15 protein-coding genes and 2 pseudogenes are annotated in these 23,221 nt (G+C 69.7%); 9 read left to right on the top strand and 8 right to left on the bottom strand.

Annotated elements, in window-relative coordinates:
- Window positions 1-38 precede the first annotated feature (38 nt).
- Window positions 39-4,307, top strand: coding sequence for a hybrid sensor histidine kinase/response regulator (locus ABT078_RS09590; protein ID WP_502981183.1), 4,269 nt, complete (start codon window positions 39-41; stop codon window positions 4,305-4,307).
- Window positions 4,288-4,914: a response regulator gene (locus tag ABT078_RS09585; protein ID WP_351225657.1), complete on the top strand. Its 627-nt coding sequence runs from the start codon at window positions 4,288-4,290 to the stop codon at window positions 4,912-4,914. Before ABT078_RS09590 ends, ABT078_RS09585 begins: the two co-directional genes overlap by 20 nt.
- Before the next feature lie 120 nt (window positions 4,915-5,034).
- Here the strand turns inward: ABT078_RS09585 and ABT078_RS09580 are convergent, their stop codons facing one another.
- Complete coding sequence (locus ABT078_RS09580) at window positions 5,035-6,945, bottom strand: ABC transporter ATP-binding protein (RefSeq protein WP_351225996.1); 1,911 nt, start codon at window positions 6,943-6,945, stop codon at window positions 5,035-5,037.
- 730 nt (window positions 6,946-7,675) lie between these two features.
- On the opposite strand from ABT078_RS09580, the gene ABT078_RS09575 reads away from it, so the two are divergent.
- Window positions 7,676-9,625: an APC family permease gene (locus ABT078_RS09575; RefSeq protein WP_351225655.1), complete on the top strand. Its 1,950-nt coding sequence runs from the start codon at window positions 7,676-7,678 to the stop codon at window positions 9,623-9,625.
- Between the two features lie 442 nt (window positions 9,626-10,067).
- Here ABT078_RS09575 and ABT078_RS09570 read toward each other — a convergent pair.
- The 3 genes and pseudogenes from ABT078_RS09570 to ABT078_RS09560 form a co-directional block, all read right to left on the bottom strand.
- Window positions 10,068-10,517, bottom strand: a pseudogene (locus tag ABT078_RS09570) (helix-turn-helix domain-containing protein); the annotation flags it as partial.
- Window positions 10,499-11,152, bottom strand: a complete 654-nt coding sequence (locus ABT078_RS09565; RefSeq protein WP_351225653.1) for a response regulator — start codon at window positions 11,150-11,152, stop codon at window positions 10,499-10,501. The gene ABT078_RS09565 and the pseudogene ABT078_RS09570, both read right to left, overlap by 19 nt.
- Complete coding sequence (locus tag ABT078_RS09560) at window positions 11,149-12,102, bottom strand: sensor histidine kinase (protein ID WP_351225651.1); 954 nt, start codon at window positions 12,100-12,102, stop codon at window positions 11,149-11,151. The genes ABT078_RS09565 and ABT078_RS09560 overlap by 4 nt, the downstream gene beginning before the upstream one ends.
- Window positions 12,103-12,379: 277 nt before the next feature.
- Between ABT078_RS09560 and ABT078_RS09555 the strand changes: the two genes are divergently transcribed.
- Window positions 12,380-12,850: a cation:proton antiporter regulatory subunit gene (locus tag ABT078_RS09555; RefSeq protein ID WP_351225649.1), complete on the top strand. Its 471-nt coding sequence runs from the start codon at window positions 12,380-12,382 to the stop codon at window positions 12,848-12,850.
- Between the two features lie 4 nt (window positions 12,851-12,854).
- Entirely contained in the window at window positions 12,855-14,102 is a 1,248-nt protein-coding gene (locus tag ABT078_RS09550) for a cation:proton antiporter (protein WP_351225647.1), read from the top strand.
- A gap of 750 nt (window positions 14,103-14,852) precedes the next feature.
- Here the strand turns inward: ABT078_RS09550 and ABT078_RS09545 are convergent.
- Window positions 14,853-15,740 (bottom strand): oxidoreductase, encoded by an 888-nt coding sequence (locus ABT078_RS09545; RefSeq protein WP_351225645.1) that lies wholly within the window; start codon window positions 15,738-15,740, stop codon window positions 14,853-14,855.
- A gap of 177 nt (window positions 15,741-15,917) precedes the next feature.
- On the opposite strand from ABT078_RS09545, the gene ABT078_RS09540 reads away from it, so the two are divergent.
- From ABT078_RS09540 to ABT078_RS09530, 3 genes and pseudogenes are all read left to right on the top strand, one after another.
- Window positions 15,918-16,868 (top strand): helix-turn-helix transcriptional regulator, encoded by a 951-nt coding sequence (locus tag ABT078_RS09540; protein WP_351225643.1) that lies wholly within the window; start codon window positions 15,918-15,920, stop codon window positions 16,866-16,868.
- Window positions 16,869-17,005: 137 nt separating this feature from the next.
- Window positions 17,006-17,179, top strand: a pseudogene (locus ABT078_RS09535) (chaplin); the annotation flags it as partial.
- A 592-nt stretch (window positions 17,180-17,771) separates the two neighbouring features.
- On the top strand, window positions 17,772-17,897 hold the full coding sequence (locus ABT078_RS09530; protein ID WP_351225641.1) for a hypothetical protein: 126 nt from the start codon (window positions 17,772-17,774) through the stop codon (window positions 17,895-17,897).
- A 202-nt stretch (window positions 17,898-18,099) separates the two neighbouring features.
- Here the strand turns inward: ABT078_RS09530 and ABT078_RS09525 are convergent, their stop codons facing one another.
- Entirely contained in the window at window positions 18,100-18,990 is an 891-nt protein-coding gene (locus ABT078_RS09525) for a pirin family protein (RefSeq protein WP_351225639.1), read from the bottom strand.
- A 463-nt stretch (window positions 18,991-19,453) separates the two neighbouring features.
- Complete coding sequence (locus ABT078_RS09520) at window positions 19,454-20,869, bottom strand: aldehyde dehydrogenase family protein (protein ID WP_351225637.1); 1,416 nt, start codon at window positions 20,867-20,869, stop codon at window positions 19,454-19,456.
- 210 nt (window positions 20,870-21,079) lie between these two features.
- Here ABT078_RS09520 and ABT078_RS09515 point away from each other — a divergent pair, with 210 nt between their 5' ends.
- On the top strand, window positions 21,080-21,613 hold the full coding sequence (locus ABT078_RS09515) for a MarR family winged helix-turn-helix transcriptional regulator (protein WP_351225636.1): 534 nt from the start codon (window positions 21,080-21,082) through the stop codon (window positions 21,611-21,613).
- 55 nt (window positions 21,614-21,668) lie between these two features.
- Here ABT078_RS09515 and ABT078_RS09510 read toward each other — a convergent pair whose 3' ends face one another.
- Window positions 21,669-23,060 (bottom strand): MFS transporter, encoded by a 1,392-nt coding sequence (locus ABT078_RS09510; RefSeq protein WP_351225634.1) that lies wholly within the window; start codon window positions 23,058-23,060, stop codon window positions 21,669-21,671.
- Window positions 23,061-23,221: the final 161 nt, after the last annotated feature.

The following is a 23,221-nucleotide window of genomic DNA, read 5'->3' as shown; positions in this document are numbered from 1 at the left end:
GGGTGCGCCCGGCCGAATTGCGCCCATTGCTCGCAGCAATGAATTCTCTGCGCGACGGGGATTTCACCGTACGTGTGGAGGGATCGCACGAGGGCCCGCTCGCCGAGATGGCGGGAGCTTTCAACCAGATCGTCGCGCGGAACGCCCATCTGGCCTCGGAACTTCAGCGGGTGCGCCGCGAGGTGGTTCGGCAGGGCCGGCTGGACGAGCGGATCGCGGCGAGCCCCGGACAGGGCGCCTGGACCACCAGCGTGGACGCCACCAATTCACTGCTCGAAGCCCTGGTCACGCCGGTTGCGAACGCCACGCGCGTACTGGACGCGGTCGCGGACGGCGATCTGACCCAGCGGGTCGAGCTCCACCACGAGACCCGCCAGCTCCGCGGCGACCTGCGGCGCCTGGGGCGGGGCGTGAACCGGATGGTGGACCAGCTGTCGCTGTTCACCGGCGAGGTGACCCGGGTCGCCCGCGAGGTCGGCACCGAGGGCCGACTGGGCGGGCGCGCCAAGGTGCAGGGCCTGTCGGGCGACTGGCGCTCCGTGACGGAGGCCGTCAACACGATGGCCTCGCGGCTGACGGCGCAGGTCCGCGACATCGCGGTCGTGACCACCGCGGTGGCGCGCGGCGACCTGACCCAGCAGGTGACGGTCGAGGCGACCGGCGAGCTGCTGGAGCTGAAGCTCACCGTCAACACGATGGTCGACCAGCTGCGGGCGTTCGCCGACGAGGTGACCCGGGTGTCCCGCGAGGTCGGCACCGAGGGGCAGCTGGGTGGCCGAGCCCAGGTACCGGGCGTCTCCGGGGTGTGGAAGGACCTCACCGACAACGTCAACTTCATGGCATCGAACCTGACGTCCCAGGTGCGCAACATCGCCCAGGTGACCACGGCGGTCGCCAACGGCGATCTGAGCCAGAAGATCACGGTGGACGCACGCGGCGAGATCCTGGAACTCAAGAGCACCGTGAACACGATGGTCGACCAGTTGTCCGCGTTCGCCGACGAAGTCACCCGCGTCGCCCGCGAGGTCGGCACCGAAGGCCGACTCGGCGGCCGCGCCCAGGTACGCGGCGTCTCCGGCGTCTGGAAGGACCTCACCGACAACGTCAACTTCATGGCCGACAACCTCACCTCCCAGGTACGCAACATCGCCCAGGTCGCCACCGCCGTCGCCCAGGGCGACCTCGGCAAGACGATCACCGTGGAGGCGAAGGGCGAGATCCTGGAGCTGAAGTCGACGATCAACACAATGGTCGACCAGTTGTCCGCGTTCGCCGACGAAGTCACCCGCGTCGCCCGCGAGGTCGGCACCGAGGGGAACCTGGGCGGTCAGGCACAGGTCCGCGGGGTCTCGGGCGTCTGGAAGGAGCTGACGGACAACGTCAACTTCATGGCACTGAATCTGACCTCCCAGGTGCGCAACATCGCCCAGGTGACCACATCCGTCGCCGACGGCGACCTGTCGAAGAAGATCACGGTCGACGCACGCGGCGAGATCCTGGAACTCAAGGACACCATCAACACGATGGTGGACCAGCTGCGGGCGTTCGCCGACGAAGTCACCCGCGTCGCCCGCGAGGTCGGCACCGATGGCCGACTCGGCGGCCGCGCCCAGGTACGCGGCGTCTCCGGCGTCTGGAAGGACCTCACCGACAACGTCAACTTCATGGGCGACAACCTCACCTCCCAGGTACGCAACATCGCCCAGGTCGCCACCGCCGTCGCCCAGGGCGACCTGTCGAAGAAGATCGACGTTGACGCGCGCGGCGAGATCCTGGAGCTGAAGACGACCATCAACACGATGGTGGACACGCTCTCCTCGTTCGCGTCCGAGGTCACCCGCGTCGCCCGCGAGGTCGGCAGCGAGGGGCAGCTGGGCGGCCAGGCCCGCGTCGAAGGCGTGTACGGGACATGGAAGCGGCTGACCACGAACGTCAACGAGCTGGCCCTGAACCTGACCACCCAGGTGCGCGCCATCGCCGAGGTGGCCAGCGCGGTCACCCAGGGCGACATGTCCCGCTCCATCGCGGTCGAGGCGCAGGGCGAGGTCGCCGAGCTGAAGAACAACGTCAACCTCATGGTGGCCAACCTCCGCGAGACCACCCGCGCCAAGGACTGGCTCGAGTCCAACCTCACCCGTATGGCCGCCCTGATGCAGGGCCACCGCGACCTGGTGGAGGTCGCCGACCTGATCCTGCGCGAGCTGACACCGCTGGTGAACGCCCAGTTCGGCGCGTTCTTCCTGTCCGAGGCCGGTGCACTGCCCGGCGCGAGCCTGGAATTCATCGCCGGGTACGGCACCGACCAGGCCGACGGCCGCGGACCGCTCCCCGGAACCGGCACCCCGGGCCGCGGCCTGATCGCCCAAGCCGCCCAGCAGAAGCAGCGCATCATCATCACGGACTCCCCGCCGGACTACATCACCATCAACTCCGGGCTCGGTTCGGCGCTCCCGCACAGCGTCGTCATCCTGCCGATCCTCTTCGAGGACCAGGTACTCGGAGTGATCGAGCTGGCCTCCCTCAGCAGATTCAGCGACGTGCACCTGGCCTTCATCGACCAGTTCGCCAACACCATCGGTGTTTCGATCAACACCATCATCGCCAACTCCCGTACGGAGTCTCTGCTGTCGGAGTCGCAGAGGCTCACCGCCGAGCTGCGGATGCGCTCCGATGAGCTGCAGCGCTCCAATGCCGAGCTGGAGGAGAAGGCGGCGCTGCTCGCGACCGCCTCGCAGTACAAGTCGGAGTTCCTCGCGAACATGTCGCACGAGCTGCGCACTCCGCTCAACTCGCTGCTGATCCTGGCGCGGCTCCTCGCCGACAACCCCGACGATCATCTGTCCGAGCAGGAGGTGCAGTTCGCCGCCACCATCCACCGCGCGGGCTCCGACCTGCTCCAGCTGATCAGCGACATCCTCGACCTGTCGAAGATCGAGGCCGGCCGGATGGACGTGCACCCGAAGTGGCTGCCGCTGGACAAGCTGCTCGACTACGTGCACGCCACGTTCCACCCGCTGACCGTGGACCGCGGGCTGAGCTTCGAGATCTCGGTGGCCGACGACGTGCCACGGGAGCTGTTCTCCGACGAACAGCGGCTCCAGCAGATCCTGCGCAATCTGCTGTCCAACGCGGTGAAGTTCACCACCTCGGGTGGCGTGGAGCTGCGTGTCGATCGGGTGTCCGGGGAGCGCTTCGAGGAAGAGACGCTGAAGAAGGCGGAGGCCGTCGTCGCCTTCTCGGTCAAGGACACCGGGATCGGCATTCCGCCGGAGAAGCTTCCGGTGGTCTTCGAAGCGTTCCAGCAGTCCGACGGCACCACCAGCCGCAAGTACGGCGGTACGGGTCTCGGCCTGTCCATCAGCCGGGAGATCGCCGGGATGCTCGGCGGCCGGATCGTCGCCGAGAGCGAGATGGGCGTGGGCTCCCAGTTCACCCTCTACATTCCGGCGCGCTACCCCGGTGCCGCCGCCACGCCGGAAGCGGCGGCACTGCGGGTCTCGGGCCCCCCTGCCACGGCCTCCGAGCTCGAACCCGCCCCGGCTCCCGCGTCTGCCCCGGTTCCTCCCCCGCCCGCGCTCCCCCTGCAGCCGGAGCCGGTGCGGGCCGCCACCGACTACGCGCCGAACACCGCGACCGGCAGTCCGGACAGCCTGGTCGGCTGGGGAACCGTCGCGTCCGCGGAGGTCCGAGAGGACGCATGGCCGGAGACGACACGGCTCAAGGAGTGGCTGAGCGGACGCCCCGGACGGGTGCTGGCCGGACGGCTCCTCCTCATCGTCGACGACGACATCCGTAATGTCTTCGCGCTCACGCATGTGCTGGGCCGCGTCGGTATCACGGTGAAGTACGCGGAGAACGGCCGCGAGGGCCTCGAGGTCCTGCAGCGGTTCCCCGATGTGTCGCTGGTTCTGATGGACATCATGATGCCCGAGATGGATGGTTACGAGACGATACGCGCCATCCGGTGCACGCCCCGCCTCGCCCATCTGCCGATCATCGCGCTGACCGCCAAGGCCATGCCGGGAGACCGCGCCAAAGCTATCGACAGCGGCGCCTCCGACTACGTACCCAAGCCCGTGGACGTCGACCATCTGCTGTCGGTCATCTGCGACCTGCTCGACCCGCAGGGCGCGCCCTCTGCGCCGAAGCCGAATCCGGAGCGGGAACCCGAGCAGGTACAGGTGCGGGATGCCCATCCGGAAACCGCCGAGGTACAAGCCACGACCGCCGAAGCCGACGGCGATGACGACGGCGTTGACGACGACGAGAATCGCCGAGGCAGAGGCCATGACCACCACCGCCCCTGACAAGTGCAGCATCCTCCTCGTCGACGACATGGAGGAGAACCTCATCGCGCTGGAGGCCGTGCTCGGCCCCCTCCACCAGCAGCTGGTACGCGCGTCCTCCGGGGAGGAGGCGCTGAAGGCGATGCTGCGCCAGGACTTCGCCGTCGTACTGCTGGACGTCCTGATGCCCGGCATGGACGGCTTCGAGACCGCCGCCAACATCAAGCGCCTCGACCAGACCAAGGACGTGCCCATCATCCTGCTGACCGGGACCGACGCCGACACGGACTACGCCTACCGCGGGTACGCGATCGGCGCCGCCGACTTCCTCACCAAACCGTTCGACCCCTGGGTGCTGCGCACCAAAGTAGGCGTCTTCCTCGACCTGGACCGCAAGAACCGCCAGCTGGCGATGCAGGCCGAGCAGTTGCGGAGGCTTCTGGTCACCGACCGGACGCCCGTGGAGGCGGCGGGACCGGAGGAACGGCTGACGGAGATCGCCGAAGAGCTCGCCCAGATCGAGCTGCAACTGCGCACCACGGAGGGCTCCGAGGCGTCCGCCCTCGCCGAGCGCACGGCCAAGCTGCGATGTGCGGTGAACGGCCTGCGGGTGCGGCACCCGGCGTAGCTGTTCCGTCTCGGGAGGTTGTGGACGGGCAAGGCCAGCGCGGACCGAGGAAGCTGGAACAGGTGAGGGCGGCATCAGGACATGTGGCTGCTCCCGCGCCTCCTGACCGGCCTCGCCCGCTCAGTAGGCCACGGCCACCGACTCATCCGCACTCTGCGGCACGTCCTGCCCGTACCCCCGCTTCGTGAACTGGGTGCGGTACAGCTCCGCATATCTCCCGTCGAGAGCGAGCAGTTCGTCGTGGGTGCCGCGTTCGGCGATCCGGCCGGCCTCGACGACGAGGATCTGGTCGGCGGCGCGGACCGTGGACAGCCGGTGGGCGATCACGACGGCGGTGCGGCCCTCCAGCGCCTCGGCGAGCGCCTCCTGCACGGCGGCCTCGGAGGTGTTGTCCAGGTGCGCGGTGGCCTCGTCGAGAATGACCACGCGCTGCCGGGCCAGCAGCAGACGGGCGATGGTCATCCGCTGGCGCTCGCCTCCGGAGAGCCGGTATCCGCGCTCGCCGACGACGGTGTCGAGCCCGTCCGGCAGGCCCCGCACGAGGTCGTCGAGGCGGGCCCGCCCCAGGACGTCCCACAGCTCGTCCTCCGTCGCTTCCGGACGGGCGAGGAGCATGTTGGCGCGGACGGTGTCGTGGAAGAGATGCCCGTCCTGGGTGACCATGCCGAGTGTGGCTCGCAAGGATTCAGCCGTCACGTCGCGTACGTCGACGCCGCCGATGCGGACGGCACCCTCATCGGCGTCGTACAGCCGGGGCAGCAGCTGGGCGATGGTCGACTTGCCGGCGCCGGACGAGCCGACGAGGGCGACGGTCTGGCCGGGTTCCGCACGGAACGAGATGCCGTGCAGGACCTCGGCGCCACCGCGCGTGTCGAGTGCGGCAACTTCTTCGAGGGAGGCGAGGGAGACCTTGTCGGCGGACGGGTAGCCGAAGCGGACGTCGTCGAACTCGACGGAGACGGGTCCCTTCGGCACGGGCCGGGCGTCGGCCTTCTCCTCGATCAGCGGCTTCAGATCCAGTACCTCGAAGACCCGCTCGAAGGAGACGAGGGCGCTCATGACTTCGACGCGGGCGCCGGCGAGCGACGTCAGCGGCGCGTACAGACGGGTGAGGAGCAGGGCGAGGGCGACGACAGCGCCCGGCTCGAGGGAGCCGCGCAGGGCGAACCAGCCGCCGAGGCCGTACACCAGGGCGAGGGCCAGCGCGGAGACCAGCGTGAGCGCGGTGATGAAGGCCGACTGCACCATCGCCGTCCGTACACCGATGTCGCGCACCCGGCGCGCCCGGGCCTCGAACTCCGCCGACTCCTCGTCGGGCCGCCCGAACAGCTTCACCAGCGTGGCGCCCGGCGCCGAGAAACGCTCGGTCATCCGCGTCCCCATCACGGCGTTGAGATCGGCGGCCTCGCGCTGGAGCCTCGCCATACGGGTGCCCATGCGGCGCGCAGGCACGACGAACACCGGCAGCAGGACGAGGGCGAGCAGGGTGATCTGCCAGGAGAGGGCCAGCATCACGGCAAGTGTGAGCAGCAGCGTCACGACATTGCCGACAACTCCGGAGAGTGTGTTGCTGAACGCGCGCTGTGCGCCGATCACATCGTTGTTGAGGCGGCTGACGAGCGCGCCGGTGCGGGTGCGTGTGAAGAACGCGACCGGCATGCGCTGGACGTGATCGAAGACGGCGGTCCTCAGGTCCAGGATCAGCCCCTCCCCCAGTGACGCCGACAGCCAGCGGTTCAGCAGGCCGAGTGCGGCCTCACCGAGCGCGATCAGGGCGATCAGCAGCGCGAGCCGGACGACCACGCCCGGGTCGGACCCGTGCACGATCGCGTCGACGACGCGTCCGGCGAGGATCGGCGTCGCCACGGTGAGCACCGCGCCCACGATGCCGAGCAGCACGAACTGGACGATGCGACGGCGGTGAGGCAGGGCGAAGGCACCGATGCGGCGCAGGGTGGACCGGGCGAGGGGGCGCCTGTCCCGTTGTGCGTTCATGACGCTGTGCAACTGCATCCAGGCTGTGGTCTCCATGCTCATGAGAAGACCGTAGAACCTCAAGCTTTGTTCAGGTCAAGGGCGGGGAGACAAGAGCAGGGAATACCGGTGGCAGCCGACCACCCGGCCGCCCGCACCCCTGGCGCCGTGCGCCACGGCGAGCCCACCACGGCACGCATGACCACCACGCACACGCATCAGGTCCCGATGGGGCGCTTCTTCGACATCGACGGGCGGAGCCCGTTCCTCCACCGCTCGGGAGCCGGCGGCCCGACCGGCGTCCTCCTGCCCGCCGTCGGCGCGATCGGCCCGGACCACCTCAACAGAACACGCCCTGGTCGGCCGATTCACCACGGCCGTGCTCCACGACCCCCGGCGGCACACAACCGAGCGAGCCGGTCGATCTGCCGCGTGCCCTCGGCATGATTGCGCCAGATGCGCGGACCACTTCACCTGGTAGGGCGATATACGCCCGCCACGCTCGACCTGACGGGGCGTCCAGTCGCTCCCTCGAACCGGTCGAGCCGGTCGCGATCGAGGGTCGCATCGCCCGCTGGCCGGGCCAAGCCGTGTGCCACCTGCCCGGATTCGAGGACCTGACAGCCCCCACGCGCCCGTCTCCTCGGCCCCACACCGATTACGGCCGACCCAATCCGTCTCTGAGCATGGGCGGGTGCCTCAGGGCCTGCGGGCTGCTTCCGTGCATACGCTGATCGGGCCGTCTCCGTGATGGCCGAAATCGTTCGCCGTAGGTCAGGAGCACAAGATGACCACCCCCGTCCAGGCCCGTACGAGCCGCCTGCGCGCGTGGATGCTGGAGGGCCTGTCCGACATGGCCAGGCACCAGAAGGGGGCACCCGGCGAGCCGAAGCCCGTGCACAAGGGGCAGCGGTGGTGGCGGGTCATGTGCCTGACCGGCGTCGACTACTTCTCCACCCTGGGCTATCAGCCCGGCATCGCCGCGCTCGCGGCGGGACTGCTGTCGCCGGTGGCCACCATCGTGCTGGTGATCGTCACGCTGGCCGGCGCGCTGCCGGTCTACCGGCGGGTGGCCGAGGAGAGCCCGCACGGTCAGGGCTCCATCGCCATGCTGGAGCGACTGCTGTCGTTCTGGAAGGGCAAGCTGTTCGTCCTGACCCTGCTCGGCTTCGCCGCCACCGACTTCCTCATCACGATCACCCTGTCGGCGGCGGACTCCTCCATCCATCTGGTGGAGAACCCGCACGTGCCCGGCTTCCTGCACGGACAGCAGATGCTCGTCACCCTGCTGCTGATCGCGCTCCTCGGGGCGGTCTTCCTCAAGGGCTTCCTGGAGGCGATCGGCGTCGCCGTCGCCCTCGTCGGGGTATATCTGGCCCTGAACGCGGTCGTCGTGATCGTCGGCCTGTGGCACATCGCCACCGAGTCGCACGTCGTCACCGACTGGTCCACGGCCCTCACAACCGAGCACGGAAACGCTCTGGCCATGATCGGTGTGGCGCTGATCGTCTTCCCCAAGCTGGCGCTCGGCCTGTCCGGTTTCGAGACCGGCGTTGCGGTCATGCCCCATGTCGAGGGCGCTCCGGGCGACACCGAGGAGAAGCCCGCCGGGCGTATCCGCGGCACCAAGAAGCTGCTCACCACCGCCGCGCTGATCATGAGCGTGTTCCTGATCTCGACCAGCTTCATCACCACGCTGCTGATCCCGGCGAAGGAGTTCGAGCCGGGCGGCGAAGCCAATGGACGCGCCCTCGCCTACCTCTCACACCAGTACCTCGGAGGCGCCTTCGGCACCGTCTACGACGTCGCCACCATCGCCATCCTCTGGTTCGCCGGCGCCTCCGCCATGGCCGGGCTGCTGAACCTCATGCCCCAGTACCTCCCCCGCTACGGTATGGCCCCCCACTGGGCACGCGCCGTGCGCCCCATGGTGATCGTCTTCACCCTGGTCGCGTTCCTCGTCACCTGGATCTTCGACGCCGACGTCGACGCCCAGGGCGGCGCGTACGCCACCGGCGTGCTCGTCCTGATCTGCTCCGCGTCGATCGCGGTGACGATCGCCGCCAGCCGCGCCGGGCAGCGGCGCTGGACGATCGCCTTCGCCGTCATCTCGGCGGTCTTCCTCTACACCACCGCCCTCAACGTCGTCGAACGGCCCGACGGCGTGAAGATCGGCGCCTGCTTCATCGCCGGCATCATCATCCTGTCCCTGGCCTCCCGGCTGGCCCGCGCCTTCGAGCTGCGCGTCACAGGCGTGACGCTGGACGACATGGCCGAGCGCTTCGTCCGCGACATCTCCCATCGCACGATCCGGTTCATCGCCAACGAACCCGACCAGCGCGACGTCGCCGAGTACCGCGACAAGATCCATCAGATCCGGGCCGACAACGACATCCCGCCCGAGGACGACTTCGTCTTCGTCGAGGTCACCGTCGGCGACCCCTCGGAGTTCGAGGCCGGCCTGAACGTACGCGGCGAGGTCCTGCACGGCCGCTACCGCGTCCTGACCCTGGAGAGCTCCTCCGTCCCCAACGCGCTGGCCGCACTGCTCCTCCACGTACGCGACGCGTCCGGCCAACGCCCCCACATGTACTTCGAATGGACCGAGGGCACCCCGTTCGCCAACTTCCTCCGCTTCTTCCTCTTCGGCCAGGGCGAGGTCGCCCCCGTCACCCGCGAGGTCCTGCGCGTCGCCGAACCCGACCGGGCGAACCGGCCCCGCGTCCACGTCGGTTGACCCTCCCGTCCGTGGGTGACCGGCAAGGAGACGCCCGTGGGCCGGGAGGGGAGTTCGGCCTGCCGACGGGACGCGGACTGAGGGCCAGATCTCGGGGCCCCGGGGATTCTCGCCGGGGTCCCTGCAATCCACGTCCGGTACGGCTTCCAGCGGGGCGGCGATGAACCGTCGTACCACGTGTCCTTGCCCGTCCCGCTCACCGGGCAGTTCGGTCAGGGGGCCCACGAGGGCACAGCCGAGGGCGAGTTCACGGGCCCGGACGCCCGGTCTCCGCGCGCGGGTCCGAGTCCGCTTTGCTCTCGTCCACCAGTTCCTCTCCTGATCGGACCGGCCACGTTGCGCAGCGGCGCGGTGCGTGCCTGACCAAGCACGCCGCTGCCCGGTCCCACAGGGCGCCTCACGGTGATCGGTCACGCTTGCTCCGAGGTCCCCCGGGAAGTGGTCAGGACGTAGTGGGCCGCACCGGATAGGGAGCGAAGGTGCTGCTGTTCTGGTCGATCTGCAGCGGCCGTCCGAGGGGTGGTGCGGCGCGTTGTGGGCAGTCGAGGCGTTCGCAGACGCGGCAGCCCATGCCGATGGGCGTGGCGACGGAGGCGCTGTCGAGGTCGAGCCCGTCGGAGTACACGAGCCGGTGGGCGTGACGGATCTCGCAACCCAGGCCGATGGCGAAGGTCTTGCCGGGTTCACCCCAGCCGCCGCGTTGCCGGGTGATGGCACGAGCGGTACACAAATAGCGTTGTCCGTCCGGCATTTCGGCGACCTGGACGTCGATGCGGCCGGGGGCCGCGAATGCCTCGTAGACGTTCCAGAGCGGGCAGGTGCCGCCGGCCCGGGAGAAGTGGAAGCCCGTGGCGGACTGGCGTTTGGACATGGTCATGGTTCGATCAGTCCGACGCGGATGGCGTAGCGGGTGAGTTCGAGGCGGTCGCGCAGCCCGAGCTTCTGGAGCAGGTTCGCGCGGTGGCGTTCGACCGTCTTGGTGCTGATGAAGAGGATGTCGCCGATCTCCTTCGAGGTGTGGCCTTCGGCGACCAGTTTGAGGATCTCTTCCTCGCGTTCCGTGACGGGGCGGGCGGGCAGGGGGTCGCCGCTGCGGGAGAGGTCGAGGTACCTGCGGATCAGGGTGCTCTCGGCACCGGGGTAGATGAAGGGTTCGTCGCGGATGGCGGCGCGGCAGGCTGCGACGAGGTCGCGGTCGGCGACGGACTTGAGGACGTAGCCGCTAGCGCCTGCCTTGAGGGCCTCGAAGAAGTACTGCTCGTTGTCGTACATCGTCAGGATCAGGATGTGTAGGTCCGGGCGGAGGCGCGAGAGCTCGCGGGCTGCCTGCAGTCCGGTCTGACGGGGCATGGCGATGTCGAGGATGGCCAGGTCGATGTCCGTGCTTCGCGCCTGGGCGACGGCTTCGGCGCCGTCGTCGGCCTCGGCCACCACGGTGAGGTCGGGCTCGTTGTCGAGAATGAGCCTCACCCCATGGCGCACCAGGGCGTGATCGTCGGCAAGCAGGATGCGAGCCGGTGCGGTCATCGGGCGTTCCCCTTCGCGTCGGTGACGTCCAGACGTACCTCCGTGCCCCCGTGGCCGCCCGGGCCGACGGACAGCTCGGCTCCGATCAGGAGGGCGCGTTCACGCATGCCGCGAATGCCGGCGCCTTCGGCCGCCTGCCCCAGCCCTTTGCCGTTGTCGCGGACGATCAGGCCCACGCCGCCTCGGGGCAGGATGCGCAGCTCCATTTCCACCTGGCTCGCGCCGGAGTGGCGTGCGGTGTTGGTCAGTCCTTCCTGGGCCACCCGGTAGAAGACGAGCTCGGTCGCGTGGTCCAGCGGGGGCAGGCCCGGGCCGATGGAGCAGTGCACGCTGAGGCCGGGTGTGGTGAATTCCGCGGCCAGGGCACGAAGTGCGCTGTGCAGGCCGAGCTCCTCCAGTACGCCGGGTCGCAGCCGGCGAGCGATGCGCCGGATCTCGTCCAGGCTGGCACGGGTGGTCTCCTGCACCTGGCAGAGATCCTCGCGCACCGGCTGGGGAGCGTGGTCGGCTGCATGCTTGAGCTGCAGAAGGACCGCAGTGAGGGTCTGCCCGACCTCGTCGTGGAGCTCCTGGGCGATGCGCCGGCGTTCCGCCTCCTGCGCGGACAGCACGCGGCCGCTGCTGGTGGCCCGCTCGGCCTCGAGCCGGTCGAGCATGGCATTGAACGTCTTGGTCAGCGCAGCGATTTCGCCGTGGCCCGTGACGACCGGCCGACTGCCCGGCCTGAGCAGATCCGCCGTCGCCATGGCCCGGGTCAGGCGTTGCAGTGGTGCGAGTCCGATCCTCAGCAGCACCGCGTTGGCGATCAGCATGGCCGCGAGTCCGGCGGCCAGGATCAGCGCTTCACCGAGCAGCACCGGGGTGGACACCGTGACCGGGCCGAGCAGCAGCAGCACCGCGACCACCAGCACGGCGGCGTTGAGAAGGAAGATCCGCCAGTACAGCGACATGCACTCGCCTTTCTCGGTGGGCTCCCACCACCACTATCGCCGCTCCCTCTTCAAGCCGACCACATTCGTACCCTGACCTGCGACGGAATCTATCTCCCCGCCTCAGCCTGACCGCTGTCCCGGTCCGCTGTCCATCCGTGACGACACCCATTTCCCGCGCTACCTGCAGGTGGCACCATGGACGGTCGTGCCCGCGGTCGACCCTGCCCGATCCGCCGCCGCACGGTCGCACAACACTCGGACAACCAGGAGGGGACAGGCTGTGCCTGCTCCGCGCATGAGCACCACACCGCTGCCCGGCATCGGTGTCCAGTACGACCTGACCACGCGAGAACGCCGTCATCTGTCGGTGATCGCACACCGGGACGGCACACGCACCGTGAACGTGTACCGCAGCGACGACCCTGATGCCTGCGCGCATTCGCTTCATCTCACGGGTCCGGAGTCGGCCTCGCTCATCGACGCGCTCATGCCGGCGCACCACAGCCCCAACGTGCTGCACACCACAGACCTGGGCCTGGTCGCCGAGCGCATCGAAGTGTCCGTCCAGTCGTATTGGAACGGCCGGGTGCTGGGCGAGACGCGCATACGGACGGAGACCGGCGCATCCATCGTCGCCGTGCTGCGCCGGGCGGAGGCAATCCCGTCGCCGACCCCGGACTTCCGGCTGGCCGGCGGGGACACGCTGATCGTCATCGGCACCCGCGAGGGTGTCGCTGCCGCCGCTGCGATACTCGGACGGGACTGAACGCGTGCACTCCGCCCTCTTCCTGATCGAGTTCGGTGCGATCATCCTCGGTCTCGGCCTGCTGGGTCGTTTCGCCGGACGATTCCAGTTCTCGCCCATCCCGCTCTACCTGTTGGCCGGTCTCGCCTTCGGCGAGGGCGGGCTGCTGCCGCTCGGTGCGAGCGAGGAGTTCGTGGCGATCGGCGCCGAGATCGGCGTCATCCTGCTGCTGCTGATGCTGGGGCTGGAGTACACCGCCAGCGACCTGGTCTCCAACCTCAAGACCCAGTACCCGGCCGGACTGGTCGACTTCGCCCTCAACGCCCTCCCCGGGGCCGCCATGGCCTTGCTGCTGGGGTGGGGACCGGTGGCCGCCGTGGTGCTGGCCGGTGTCACCTGGATCTCGTCCTCCGGCGTCATCGCCAAGGTGCTCGGCGATCTGGGGCGGCTCGGTAATCGCGAGACCCCGGTGATCCTGAGCGTCCTGGTCCTCGAGGACCTGGCGATGGCCGTCTATCTGCCGATCGTCACCGCTCTGCTGGCCGGCGCCAGCCTCGCAACGGGCGGTGCCACGCTGGCGGTCGCTCTCGCGGTCGCCGGGGCGGTATTGTTCGTCGCCCTGCGCTACGGGCGGGTGATCTCCCGTTTCGTCTCCAGCGACGACCCCGAGAAACTGCTGCTGGTCGTCCTCGGTCTGACCCTCCTGGTCGCAGGGATCGCGCAGCAGCTCCAGGTCTCCGCCGCGGTGGGCGCGTTCCTGGTGGGCATAGCCCTGTCCGGGGAGGTCGCCGAGGGCGCGCACAACCTGCTCAGCCCGCTGAGGGACTTGTTCGCGGCGGTGTTCTTCGTCTTCTTCGGCCTGCACACCGATCCCGCATCCATCCCGCCCGTCATCGTGCCCGCCCTGGCGCTCGCGGTGGTCACCGCGCTGACGAAGATCGCCACCGGCTACTGGGCCGCGAAGCGCGCCGGGATTTCCGCCAAGGGCCGGTGGCGGGCCGGCGGCGCGCTCGTGGCCCGGGGCGAGTTCTCCATCGTCATAGCCGGGCTCGCCGTCACCGCCGGCATCGAACCCTCCCTCGGTCCGCTGGCGACCGCCTACGTCCTGGTCCTGGTGATCGTCGGTCCGCTAACCGCCCGCTACACCGAACCGATCGCCCTGCGCCTGAGCGGACGCCGTGGCAAGGCCGCCACGGCGCCGTCAGCGGGCAGCGCGACCCGTTCGGTAGAGGCGCTGGAGCCGGCGGCCGACGACACGGCCGGTCGGCTGTGAGCGACGCGGCCGACGACGCGCGGGCAGGGCTCACGGCCTCATGACACCGGCCCGCTGCTCGACACCTTGGCCGTCCGCCTCGGCGGAGACCGGTTCCCCAGCGGCAGGGTCCAGACCGAGTCCTCCGCCACGTGTCGGCCGGGGTCCAGTGGATCGTTGCCCGGGACCGCTCGGGGCGAGGGTTGGTAGGCGTCTGCCAGGCGGCGGTGCCGCACCGCCATCGGGCAGCCGCTCGGTCGCCCACGCTTCGGGAACGGAACCCGGGAGCCACGAGCCACGCCGTGCCCGGAGGCCGTAAGCCCGATGGCGGGACCCAGGGCGAGCCCTGACAGGGCATGTTGACCGGTCTCCAGGCACTCGTCGCTCCACGTTCCGCCCTGTTCGAAGCGACGAGGGTGGGCGCCGGTGGAGCGTGCCGGTGAGGCCTGGCCCCTCCCAACAGGGCGCTCGCCGAGCGAGGCGGGTCGGGCGCACCGGGCTCAGCGGGCGTGTGGACCTGCTTCACACGACCGGCACAGGCCGTGGCGCCGGCGGAGCTCACAGAAGCCGCCGGTCTGGATGTGGCGACGTCTCAGGACCATCCCTGCAACTCTGACTTCCTCGACACGTACACGCTGCGGTGGGCGTGATGGACGTGCCGAACAAGAGCTCATGGCCATGGTCGGTCATTGAGTAGCCCCTTCACGTGTGTTGCCGATCAATCGGCCCCCTTCCCCGCTCGGGGCCCGGCTTCGGACGAGGGCGTCCAGGTCAGGCGGTGACGGGCAGGTCGTCGACGGACAGGTCGTCGATGGACAGGTCGTCGATGGACAGGTCGTCGATGGACAGGGCAACGTCGCGCCACGTGTCCAGTACGTCCCCCGTGGCGGACAGCTTGGCCTCGATGTCGTGGACGGTGGTCGCGCCGAGGGGCAGGCGAATGGGCAGGGACGAGCCGTCCACTGCCGCGATCACGGCCTGAGCCGCCTTGACGGGGTTGCCCGCCTGAGCGTGATTGGATGCGTCGGCCCAGGTCCTGGAGGCACCGGAGCTGTCCGCGTAGTCATCGATGACGGACCCGGCACGGTGCAGGGACGAGCCATCGAGGAAGTCGGTGCGCAGGGGGCCGGGCTCCACGGCGCAGGCCCTGATTCCCAGCGGGGCGAGTTCCAGGGCCATGGCCTCGGTGAGCCCTTCGACGGCGAACTTCGTGGCGCAGTAGACGCCCCATCCGGCCCAGCCGACGAAACCGCCCACGGAGCTGACGTTCAGGACGGTGCCGGCCCGCGCGGCACGCATGGCCGGCAGCACGGCCCGGGTGACGGTCAGCAGGCCGAAGACGTTGGTGTCGAAGACACTGCGGGCCTCACTGTCGGAGGTCTCCTCCACGGCCCCGACGAGACCGCGTCCGGCGTTGTTGACCAGCACGTCGATCCGGCCGAACCGTTCGAGGGCGGCGGCGACCGCCGCATCGGCCTGCTCGGCGGAGTTCACGACCAGCGAAAGGGCCAGCAGCCTGTCGTCGTGGCCGGGCAGGGCGTCCTTCACCGCCTTCGGATCGCGGGCGGTGGCCACGACGCTGTCGCCGTTCCGAAGGGCCTGTCGGGCGATCTCCAGTCCGAAGCCGCGGGAGGCGCCGGTGATGAACCAGGTACGCATGGGAAAACTCCTGAAGAGGGGCGTGGGGGAGCCAGCCGCTTCCGCGGTGGCTGACGCCCTCCATACGACCACCGGCGGTTCGGTCGTCCCAGGACTTGTCCGGCCCCGGTGTTCCTGGGTCCGGCAGACCCCCCTTCGCCCTGGCACCCGCGTCGGGGCGCGCGAATACTCGGGGGTATGGCCAAGCAATCCGAGCTGCGTGAATTCCTCAAGTCCCGACGGGCTCGGCTGACGCCGCCCGACGTGGGGCTGCCCTGGCATGCCGACGGCCGCCGGGTCGCCGGACTGCGCAGGGAGGAGATCGCCGTACTGGCCGGGGTCAGCGCGGACTACTACACGCGCCTGGAGCAGGGGCGTGCCCGCAACGTCTCCGACCAGGTCCTGGACGCGGTGGCGGCCGCCCTCAAGCTCGACGAGGTGGAGCGGCGGCACCTGTTCGATCTGGTGAGGACCAACACCGGCCGGCCGTCCCGCGCCCCGGTACCGTCGCGCAGCTCGGGGGTCGCGCCGTTGCTCAGGGCCCGGCCCGCGCTCCTCGCCCTGCTTGCATCGCTGGATCCGACACCCGCCGTGCTGCACGGCCCCCGCCTGGAGGTCGCGGGCATCAACCGGATGGGCAAGATCCTCCTCGACGACTTCGACTCCATGCCGACCGCGCAGCGCAACATGGCCCGTTGGATGTTCCTCAATCCCAGGGCCCGTGAGGTCTATCCCGACTGGGAGGAGATCGCCGAGCAGACGGTGGCCATTCTGCGCGTGACCGCAGGACGTGACGCCACGGATCCGGCCCTCTCATCGCTGGTCGGTGAACTGAGCACACGGTCCGACGAGTTCGCCCGCTATTGGGCCAACTACCGTGTCTTCCAGCACACGTACGGGACCAAGCGCTTCCGCCACCCGGCAGTGGGCGACATGACACTCTCCTACGAGACGCTGCATCCGGCGGCCGACTCCGACCTGTATGTCACTCTCTACGCCGCGGCTCACGGCTCCACCTCCGAGGAGAAGCTCCGCATCCTCTCCAGTTGGAGCGTCACGCCGACGGACAGCACGGCCGGCGCGGGGGGCGGCGGGGACGGTGGCCGGGGCACGCCGACCCACGCGGACAGGTCCGACGACCACCGCTGACCACGGACGGCCGTGGAACTGCCGCCGGCGACCGGCGGAACCCAGGACGGGCCGGGAGTGCTGTCCCACAAGTCCGTTGATCCACACCCGCGCGGCACGCGTCGGACACCGACGAGCCGGGCGACGCGGCCTCCGGTGCTCGGCGACGGGTAGGCACGGCGGACTCCCCGGGAGTGGGCTCCGGCAACACCATCCAGGCCCCGCTGCACGTCCCGGTCAACGCCGGACTGCCGCGGACGAAGCCACACACGCCCTGGACGGGTACGACGCGGACCTTCCGTGGAAGGTCCCTGGCGATGCCGGAGGCGTGACGCACCGCTCGACCCGGCTGCCGAGGTCATCCGGGCGAGACGACGATCACATCCCGAAAATGCTTGAGAGTCATAAATCATCGACTATATTCAAGATTGCGATGCACGCCGACCAGGCCTGCAGACACCTGCACCATGTCAGGGGCATGAATGTGCAGGGGGCCGCTCCCAAGGGACGGGGTAGCGGCCATCGGATGCGGCCGAGTCACCGTGTCCGCCGGGGCGGTATCCCCCCAGCGCCACAGGGCGCGGGATGCGGATACCGCCCCTGCACCACCGACGCCGATTCATCCGGCACCTGCGGCCCCTGCGGCCGATCGACTCCACGGCCGCCCGCCCCTTCGTCGGAGCCCTGGGACACGGGCCGGCGTCGGGACGGATCCTCACCTCTCCTGGCCGAGTGGCCCTTCGCCCCGACGTGGCGGGCGTCACCACAGCAACCACTGCCAGTACGGATGTTGAGCAGCACCTTGGTGACCCACAGGGCTGCCGGTGGGCGCCGGGCGACGGGCCTGACCCAGGCGGTGGCCGCCGCATCGCATTGGTGGGAGCGGGTGACGTCTTTGCCCGATCCGCAGGGTCAGGGGCGCCGATGGCCCGGCCTGCGGACAAGTTCACGAACACGGGCGGCACCCACCTCGCTGAGGACGCGGAGCGCGAGACCGCCTCAGGCGGTGGGCAGGCCGAGCCCGAGTTCGAGTCGGCACGTGTCCGGTGACCAGTGCTCCCGTGGTGAGCGGACCCACGACCGGGCCCGCGTTGCGGTCCGTCCCGTGTGCGAGACCGGCTTCGGGCACGCCGTTCCGGGCGGGTCGGACAGCGCTTCGGCCGAGTTACGCCTGCTGCGTCTGCCACAGTCCGTGTAGACGGTTGGTGTTACCAGTGCTGCACCGCTCTCCGTCGGCCGAGGGCCGACGCGTTCACCGGTCGTACGCCAACCGCGCCTGTCGGGGCACCCCGCCGAACTTGCCCGCGCGGAAGTCGGCGTAGGCCTGCGCGATCTCGGATCGGTGGTTCATCACGAAGGGGCCGCCGAAGGCGACCGGCTCGCCGATGGGCGCACCGCTGTAGATCATGAGCCGTGTCGTCCTGTCGCCGTCCGGAGTGGCCAGGGACAGCGCGCTGTCGCCGCTGGCATCCGACACGGGGTCGGACCAGGCGCTCTGCCCGGCATCGATGTCCTGGCCGGCAACCGCGACACGGCCGGACAGGACGTACGCGAACGCGCGGTGCCCGGCCGGCAGCGTGTAGGCGAGGGCCGTCGAGGGCTCGAGGGTCACCATCACGGCCTGCACGTCCACATGGTTGAGCGCCGGGCCGGTGACCCCCTCGACCGTTCCGGAAACGATGTCGAGCACGGCGCCGGGCCGGGTCACGCGCGGGCGTGCCGACATGGTCAGGTCCTGGTAGCGACTTTCGGTCATCTTCCGGTCGGCGGGCAGGTTGATCCACAGCTGCATGATGTGGGCGTGCTCGTCGCGGTAGGCGAGTTCACGGTGGATGACGCCGCGACCGGCGGTCATCCACTGCACGTCCCCGGCCTGGAGCGCGCCCACGTTGCCGTGGCTGTCGCCATGTTCGAGCACTCCGTCGATCACGGTGGTCACCGTCTCGATGCCACGGTGCGGGTGCCACTCGAAACCGGGCGAGGAGACCCAGTCCTCGCCCAGGATCAGGAAGGGATCCGTCAGCGCGGGGTTCTCCGGGCTGAAGAGCAAGGCCCTGTCGTCGGACTGGTCGTTGGGACCGAGGTTCAACTTGGTCACGACCCGGGCCACCGTGCGTCCCGGGGCGATGAGGGGGGTGTCCATGGCGCGCCGCCCTTCCTGGCCGCCTTCGCGGCCCCTTGTCGATTCATGAGCAACTCGAGGGCGGCTCGTGCCTGTGTGGTGGCGGGCACGAGCCGCGGTCCTTCCTGGTGTGTGTGGGGGGTGTTCGCACCCGCGGTCGGGCGGATCACACGAGGCGTCAGAGTTTCCGTTGCCGTACTCCATGACGGTGCATGCGTGGTACTTGGTGAACGGGGAGGCGCCGGCCAGTCGTTCGGGCTCGAGATCCGCACAACGGGCGCGGCCCGGCGAATGGGGCGCCGGGCCCCCGTTCCTGGCGGCGTCCGTGATCGGAGCGACGGCCGGACACAGGGACCTGCCAGGACCGGTCCTCCAGCTCAGGTTCGACCCCGCGCACAAATCCGGTTCCTCGATCACGTCCTGGGCTGGATGCGCCGGCCGATGGGCGCGTCCCAGCCTCACGCAGAGCCCGGCACGCCCACGCTCAGGCGGTGATGGCGCGCGGCTCGAGGAAGGCCTCCAGTCCGTAGGTGTGGTGCTGGCGGCCGATGCCGGACTGCTTGACCCCGCCGAACGGCGCCTCGGGGTCGCCGAAGATCCGGTTGATCAGGACGGTGCCCGCCTCGATCTGCTCGGCGACACGGCGAGCCCGCTCGATGTCGCTGGAGAAGACGTGTGCCTGCAGTCCGTACGGGGTGTCGTTGGCGATGCGGACCGCCTCGTCCTCGTCCTTGTAAGCGATGACGACGAGAACGGGGCCGAAGATCTCCTCGCGGGCGATGCGCATCCGGTTGGTGACGCCCGTGAAGACGGTGGGCTTGACGAACCACCCCTGTTCCAGGCCCTCGGGCCGGCCCTCCCCGCCGGTCAGCAGCTGCGCGCCTTCTTCCTGGCCGAGACGGATGTAGCTCTGGACGCGATCGAACTGCGCCTGGCTGACCACGGGTCCGACGCCCGTCGCCGGATCCTGCGGGTCACCGGCCGTGAACGCGGGCATCGCGGACTCGATCGCTTCGACCACCTCGTCGAGCCGGCTCTCCGGCGCGAGGATCCGGGTCCCGGCGAAGCACGTCTGGCCGTTGTTCAGGAATCCGGAGGCGAGCGCCGCGGAGACGGCGGAGGTCATGTCGGCGTCGTCGAGCAGGATGCTCGGACTCTTGCCGCCGAGCTCGAGTGTCAGGCGCTTGAAGGTGTCGGCGGCGTTCCGCATGATCTGCTGTCCGACGGCTGTCGATCCGGTGAAGCCGACCTTGGCGACGTCGGGGTGCGACGTCAGGGTGTCGCCGACGGTCCGGCCGCGGCCCGTGACGATGTTGACCACGCCGGGCGGGAGGTCGGCGGCGTCGAAGCACTCGGACATGACCTGCGTCTGGAGCGCGCTGAGCTCGCTGGGCTTGACGACGATGGTGCACCCGGCGGCGAGGGCGTCGGCGACCTTCTGCGCCACGAAGACGACGCTGAGGTTCCACGGGGTGATCGCCACGGCGACGCCGAGCGGATCCATGGAGACGGTGGTCGTGCCGCGGGTCCTGGTGAACTCGTACGACTCCAGGAGCTTGACGGCCTCGTCGAACATCCCGGGCGCCAGGGGAACGAGGCCGTCGACGATGCCTCGGGTCGCGCCGTACTCCTCGGTCATCGCCGCCTTGATGTCGTCGAGGCGCTCGGCGAACGCCGCGCTCAGGCGCTTCAGGATGGCGATGCGCTCCTCCTTGCCGGTCTTGGAGAAGGAGGCGAAGGCGCGCTTGGCCGCGGCGACCGCGGCGTCGGCATCGGCTTCGTCGGCGAGTCGCACCTCCCCGATGACCTGGCCGGTCGACGGGTTGTGGAGGGGGGCGAGCTCGGTTCCGTGGGGTATCTCGAACTTTCCGTCGATGTAGATCTGGTGGATCTTTCGCACGGCTGGTGCTCCGTTTCCGTTTTGGTGCCGCGTCGGGCCGCATCGCCTCGTCCGATGGACGGACAGCGGACCTTGACGGGCAGCCCGGCTTGCCTGCCGGGACCAGGAAGTCCCGACACATTTGAGTTGCCCGACATCAATTATGCCATCCATATCTTTTGCAAGACAACCTATATGACCGCCAACACACCGTCTGGTAGGCTTGTGTGCATGCCAACCGCTACAGACCGTTCTCAGCAGACGGGCGCCCGCCGGCGAGGTGCGAACTTCGGCTGGTCGCTGGGGATGGTGCTGCGCCGCTGGCAGGAGTACGTCGAAGAGGTGTTGAAGGACCTCCCGCACGGCAGCCGCGGCTACCACATCCTGGCCGTGGTGGTGCACGAGGAGGTGCCGACACAGGGGGCACTGGCCGCCCGGCTTGTGATCGACCGCAGTGTCCTGACGTACGTGATCGACGACCTGGAGGCGGCCGGGCTGATCGAGCGGCAGCGGGACCCGCGCGATCGGCGCGCCCGGCGCATCGTGGCCACCGACGGCGGGCGGCAGGCGCTGGCTGACGCCGAGGAGCGCGTCGCCCTCGCCGAGGACCACGTGCTGCGCGGACTCCCGGAGGAACAACGCGCCGCCTTCCGCGACGCTGCCGAGCGCGCCGCCGACGCCATCGTCACGGCCGCGCCCGGCACGGACCCGTGCATCGCCGTGAGCAGCGTGCTCGACCAGTCGGCGGAATCGTCCGCCGGCTGACCGACCCGACGGGCCGCTCGCCTTCGCCCCGAGGATCCGGGCCGGGTGAGCCCGCTCAACGTCGGGCCTGGCCGGGGTGCGCACCGCGAGGCGGCCGCCCCGGTATCAGCGTGGCGACCGCGAGCGCGGCGAGGCCGGCGACTCCCAGTATCGCGAAACCGTAGGTGTAACCGGCCTCCGCGGGTGGGCCGTCGGCCGGCGTGTGCGCGCCGAGGATCCCGCTCATCACGGCCACACCGAGTGATCCTCCGATGGTGCGGACATTGGCGGTGACGCCGTTGGCCACGCCCGTCTGGTCGGGACGGACCGCGGCCACGATGACGTTCGACATCGTCGCGAACGCGATTCCGAGCGAGACGCCCAGCAGGGCCAGCGCGAGCGGGATCTGCCAGGGGCGGTCGTGCTCGAGGGCGAGCATCGCAATGGCGACGGCGTTCATCGCCGACGCCGCTACGAGCACGTACCGGGGCCCGAAGAGCCTGACCAACTGTGCCGAGAAGAGCCCGGCGAGGAACATCGTCACCGTCATCGGCAGCAGCAGAAGCCCGGCTTGGGTGACGCTCGCACCGAATCCGTAGCCTGCCTCGGGCGGGGCCTGCAGGAAGGCGGGCAGGAAGGCCATGACCGCGAAGAGGCCGACGCCGAACAGCAGTGAGACGAGGTTCGTCGTCCACACGGCGGTGATGCGCATCATGCGCATGTCGACCAGCGGCCGGTCGGAGCGCTTCTCCACGACGACCCAGCCGATGGCGAGCACGACGGCGGCCGCCAGTGGCGCGATCACCGCGGCGGAGGTCCAGCCCCACCGGGACGCCTGGGCCAGCGGCACGAGCAGAGCGACCAACCAGCCGGCCATCAGTGCGGTGGCGAGCCAGCTGATGGGACTCCGGCTCCGTGACGGTGACGGCGGGACGACTGCGCGGGCCGCCGCGGCTGCGACGGCGGTCAGGGCCGTCGGGATCCAGAACAGCGACCGGATGCCGAAGGCATCGGTCAGCGGTCCGGCCAGAACGATGCCTACACCGCCGCCCACCGCCGCGAGGGCCGCGGCGAAGCCGATGGCGCCCGGTGTCTTCTCTCGTGGCAGCTCGTCACGGATGATGCCGAAGGCCAGGGGCAGCACGCCGCCACCGACGCCCTGCACCACCCGTCCGACGATCATGAGAGTGATGTCCGGCGCCAGCGCCGAGATCGCCGAGCCCGCGGCAAGTGCGATCAGCGAGGCGACAAGTACGCGGTCCTTGCCGTAGCGGTCGCCGAGGCGGCCGACGACGGGGGTGCAGATCGAGGCCGACAGCAGGAAGGCGGTCATGACCCAGGCGATCAGGTTCTGTGTCGTGTCCAGTTCTCCCTGAAGCGTCGGCAGAACCGGGCTGATCAGCGATTGGAGCAGCGCGAAAGCGAAGACGGCGAGCAGCACGACCGCCAGGACGGTTCGTGGGTGCAAGGAGCGGAATGCCAGGGATGAAGGCATGGGTCTACCTAGGTACGTAGCGCGGATCACGTGCCGGCCGGTCCGGGAGGCGCTTGGAGGGCCGGGGCGACCTGGTCGCCGACTACCTCGCCCCGCACCCCGGCTCCCGCTGGGCCAAGGGTCCCGACGCCCTG

It is taken from the genome of Streptomyces sp. NPDC002133 (assembly GCF_040296405.1).
Lineage (GTDB): Bacteria > Actinomycetota > Actinomycetes > Streptomycetales > Streptomycetaceae > Streptomyces.
Note: the sequence above shows the minus strand (reverse complement) of the source record. Positions and strands in the feature narration are given on the sequence as shown.

Bases quoted from the DNA above. Each gene is read 5' to 3' on its own strand.
- ABT078_RS09590 (WP_502981183.1), top strand. From the start codon at position 39: ATGAATTCTCTGCGCGACGGGGATTTCACCGTACGTGTGGAGGGATCG.
- ABT078_RS09585 (WP_351225657.1), top strand. From the start codon at position 4,288: ATGACCACCACCGCCCCTGACAAGTGCAGCATCCTCCTCGTCGACGAC.
- ABT078_RS09580 (WP_351225996.1), bottom strand. From the start codon at position 6,945: ATGGAGACCACAGCCTGGATGCAGTTGCACAGCGTCATGAACGCACAA.
- ABT078_RS09575 (WP_351225655.1), top strand. From the start codon at position 7,676: ATGACCACCCCCGTCCAGGCCCGTACGAGCCGCCTGCGCGCGTGGATG.
- ABT078_RS09565 (WP_351225653.1), bottom strand. From the start codon at position 11,152: ATGACCGCACCGGCTCGCATCCTGCTTGCCGACGATCACGCCCTGGTG.
- ABT078_RS09560 (WP_351225651.1), bottom strand. From the start codon at position 12,102: ATGTCGCTGTACTGGCGGATCTTCCTTCTCAACGCCGCCGTGCTGGTG.
- ABT078_RS09555 (WP_351225649.1), top strand. From the start codon at position 12,380: ATGAGCACCACACCGCTGCCCGGCATCGGTGTCCAGTACGACCTGACC.
- ABT078_RS09545 (WP_351225645.1), bottom strand. From the start codon at position 15,740: ATGCGTACCTGGTTCATCACCGGCGCCTCCCGCGGCTTCGGACTGGAG.
- ABT078_RS09540 (WP_351225643.1), top strand. From the start codon at position 15,918: ATGGCCAAGCAATCCGAGCTGCGTGAATTCCTCAAGTCCCGACGGGCT.
- ABT078_RS09530 (WP_351225641.1), top strand. From the start codon at position 17,772: ATGGCCCGGCCTGCGGACAAGTTCACGAACACGGGCGGCACCCACCTC.
- ABT078_RS09525 (WP_351225639.1), bottom strand. From the start codon at position 18,990: ATGGACACCCCCCTCATCGCCCCGGGACGCACGGTGGCCCGGGTCGTG.
- ABT078_RS09515 (WP_351225636.1), top strand. From the start codon at position 21,080: ATGCCAACCGCTACAGACCGTTCTCAGCAGACGGGCGCCCGCCGGCGA.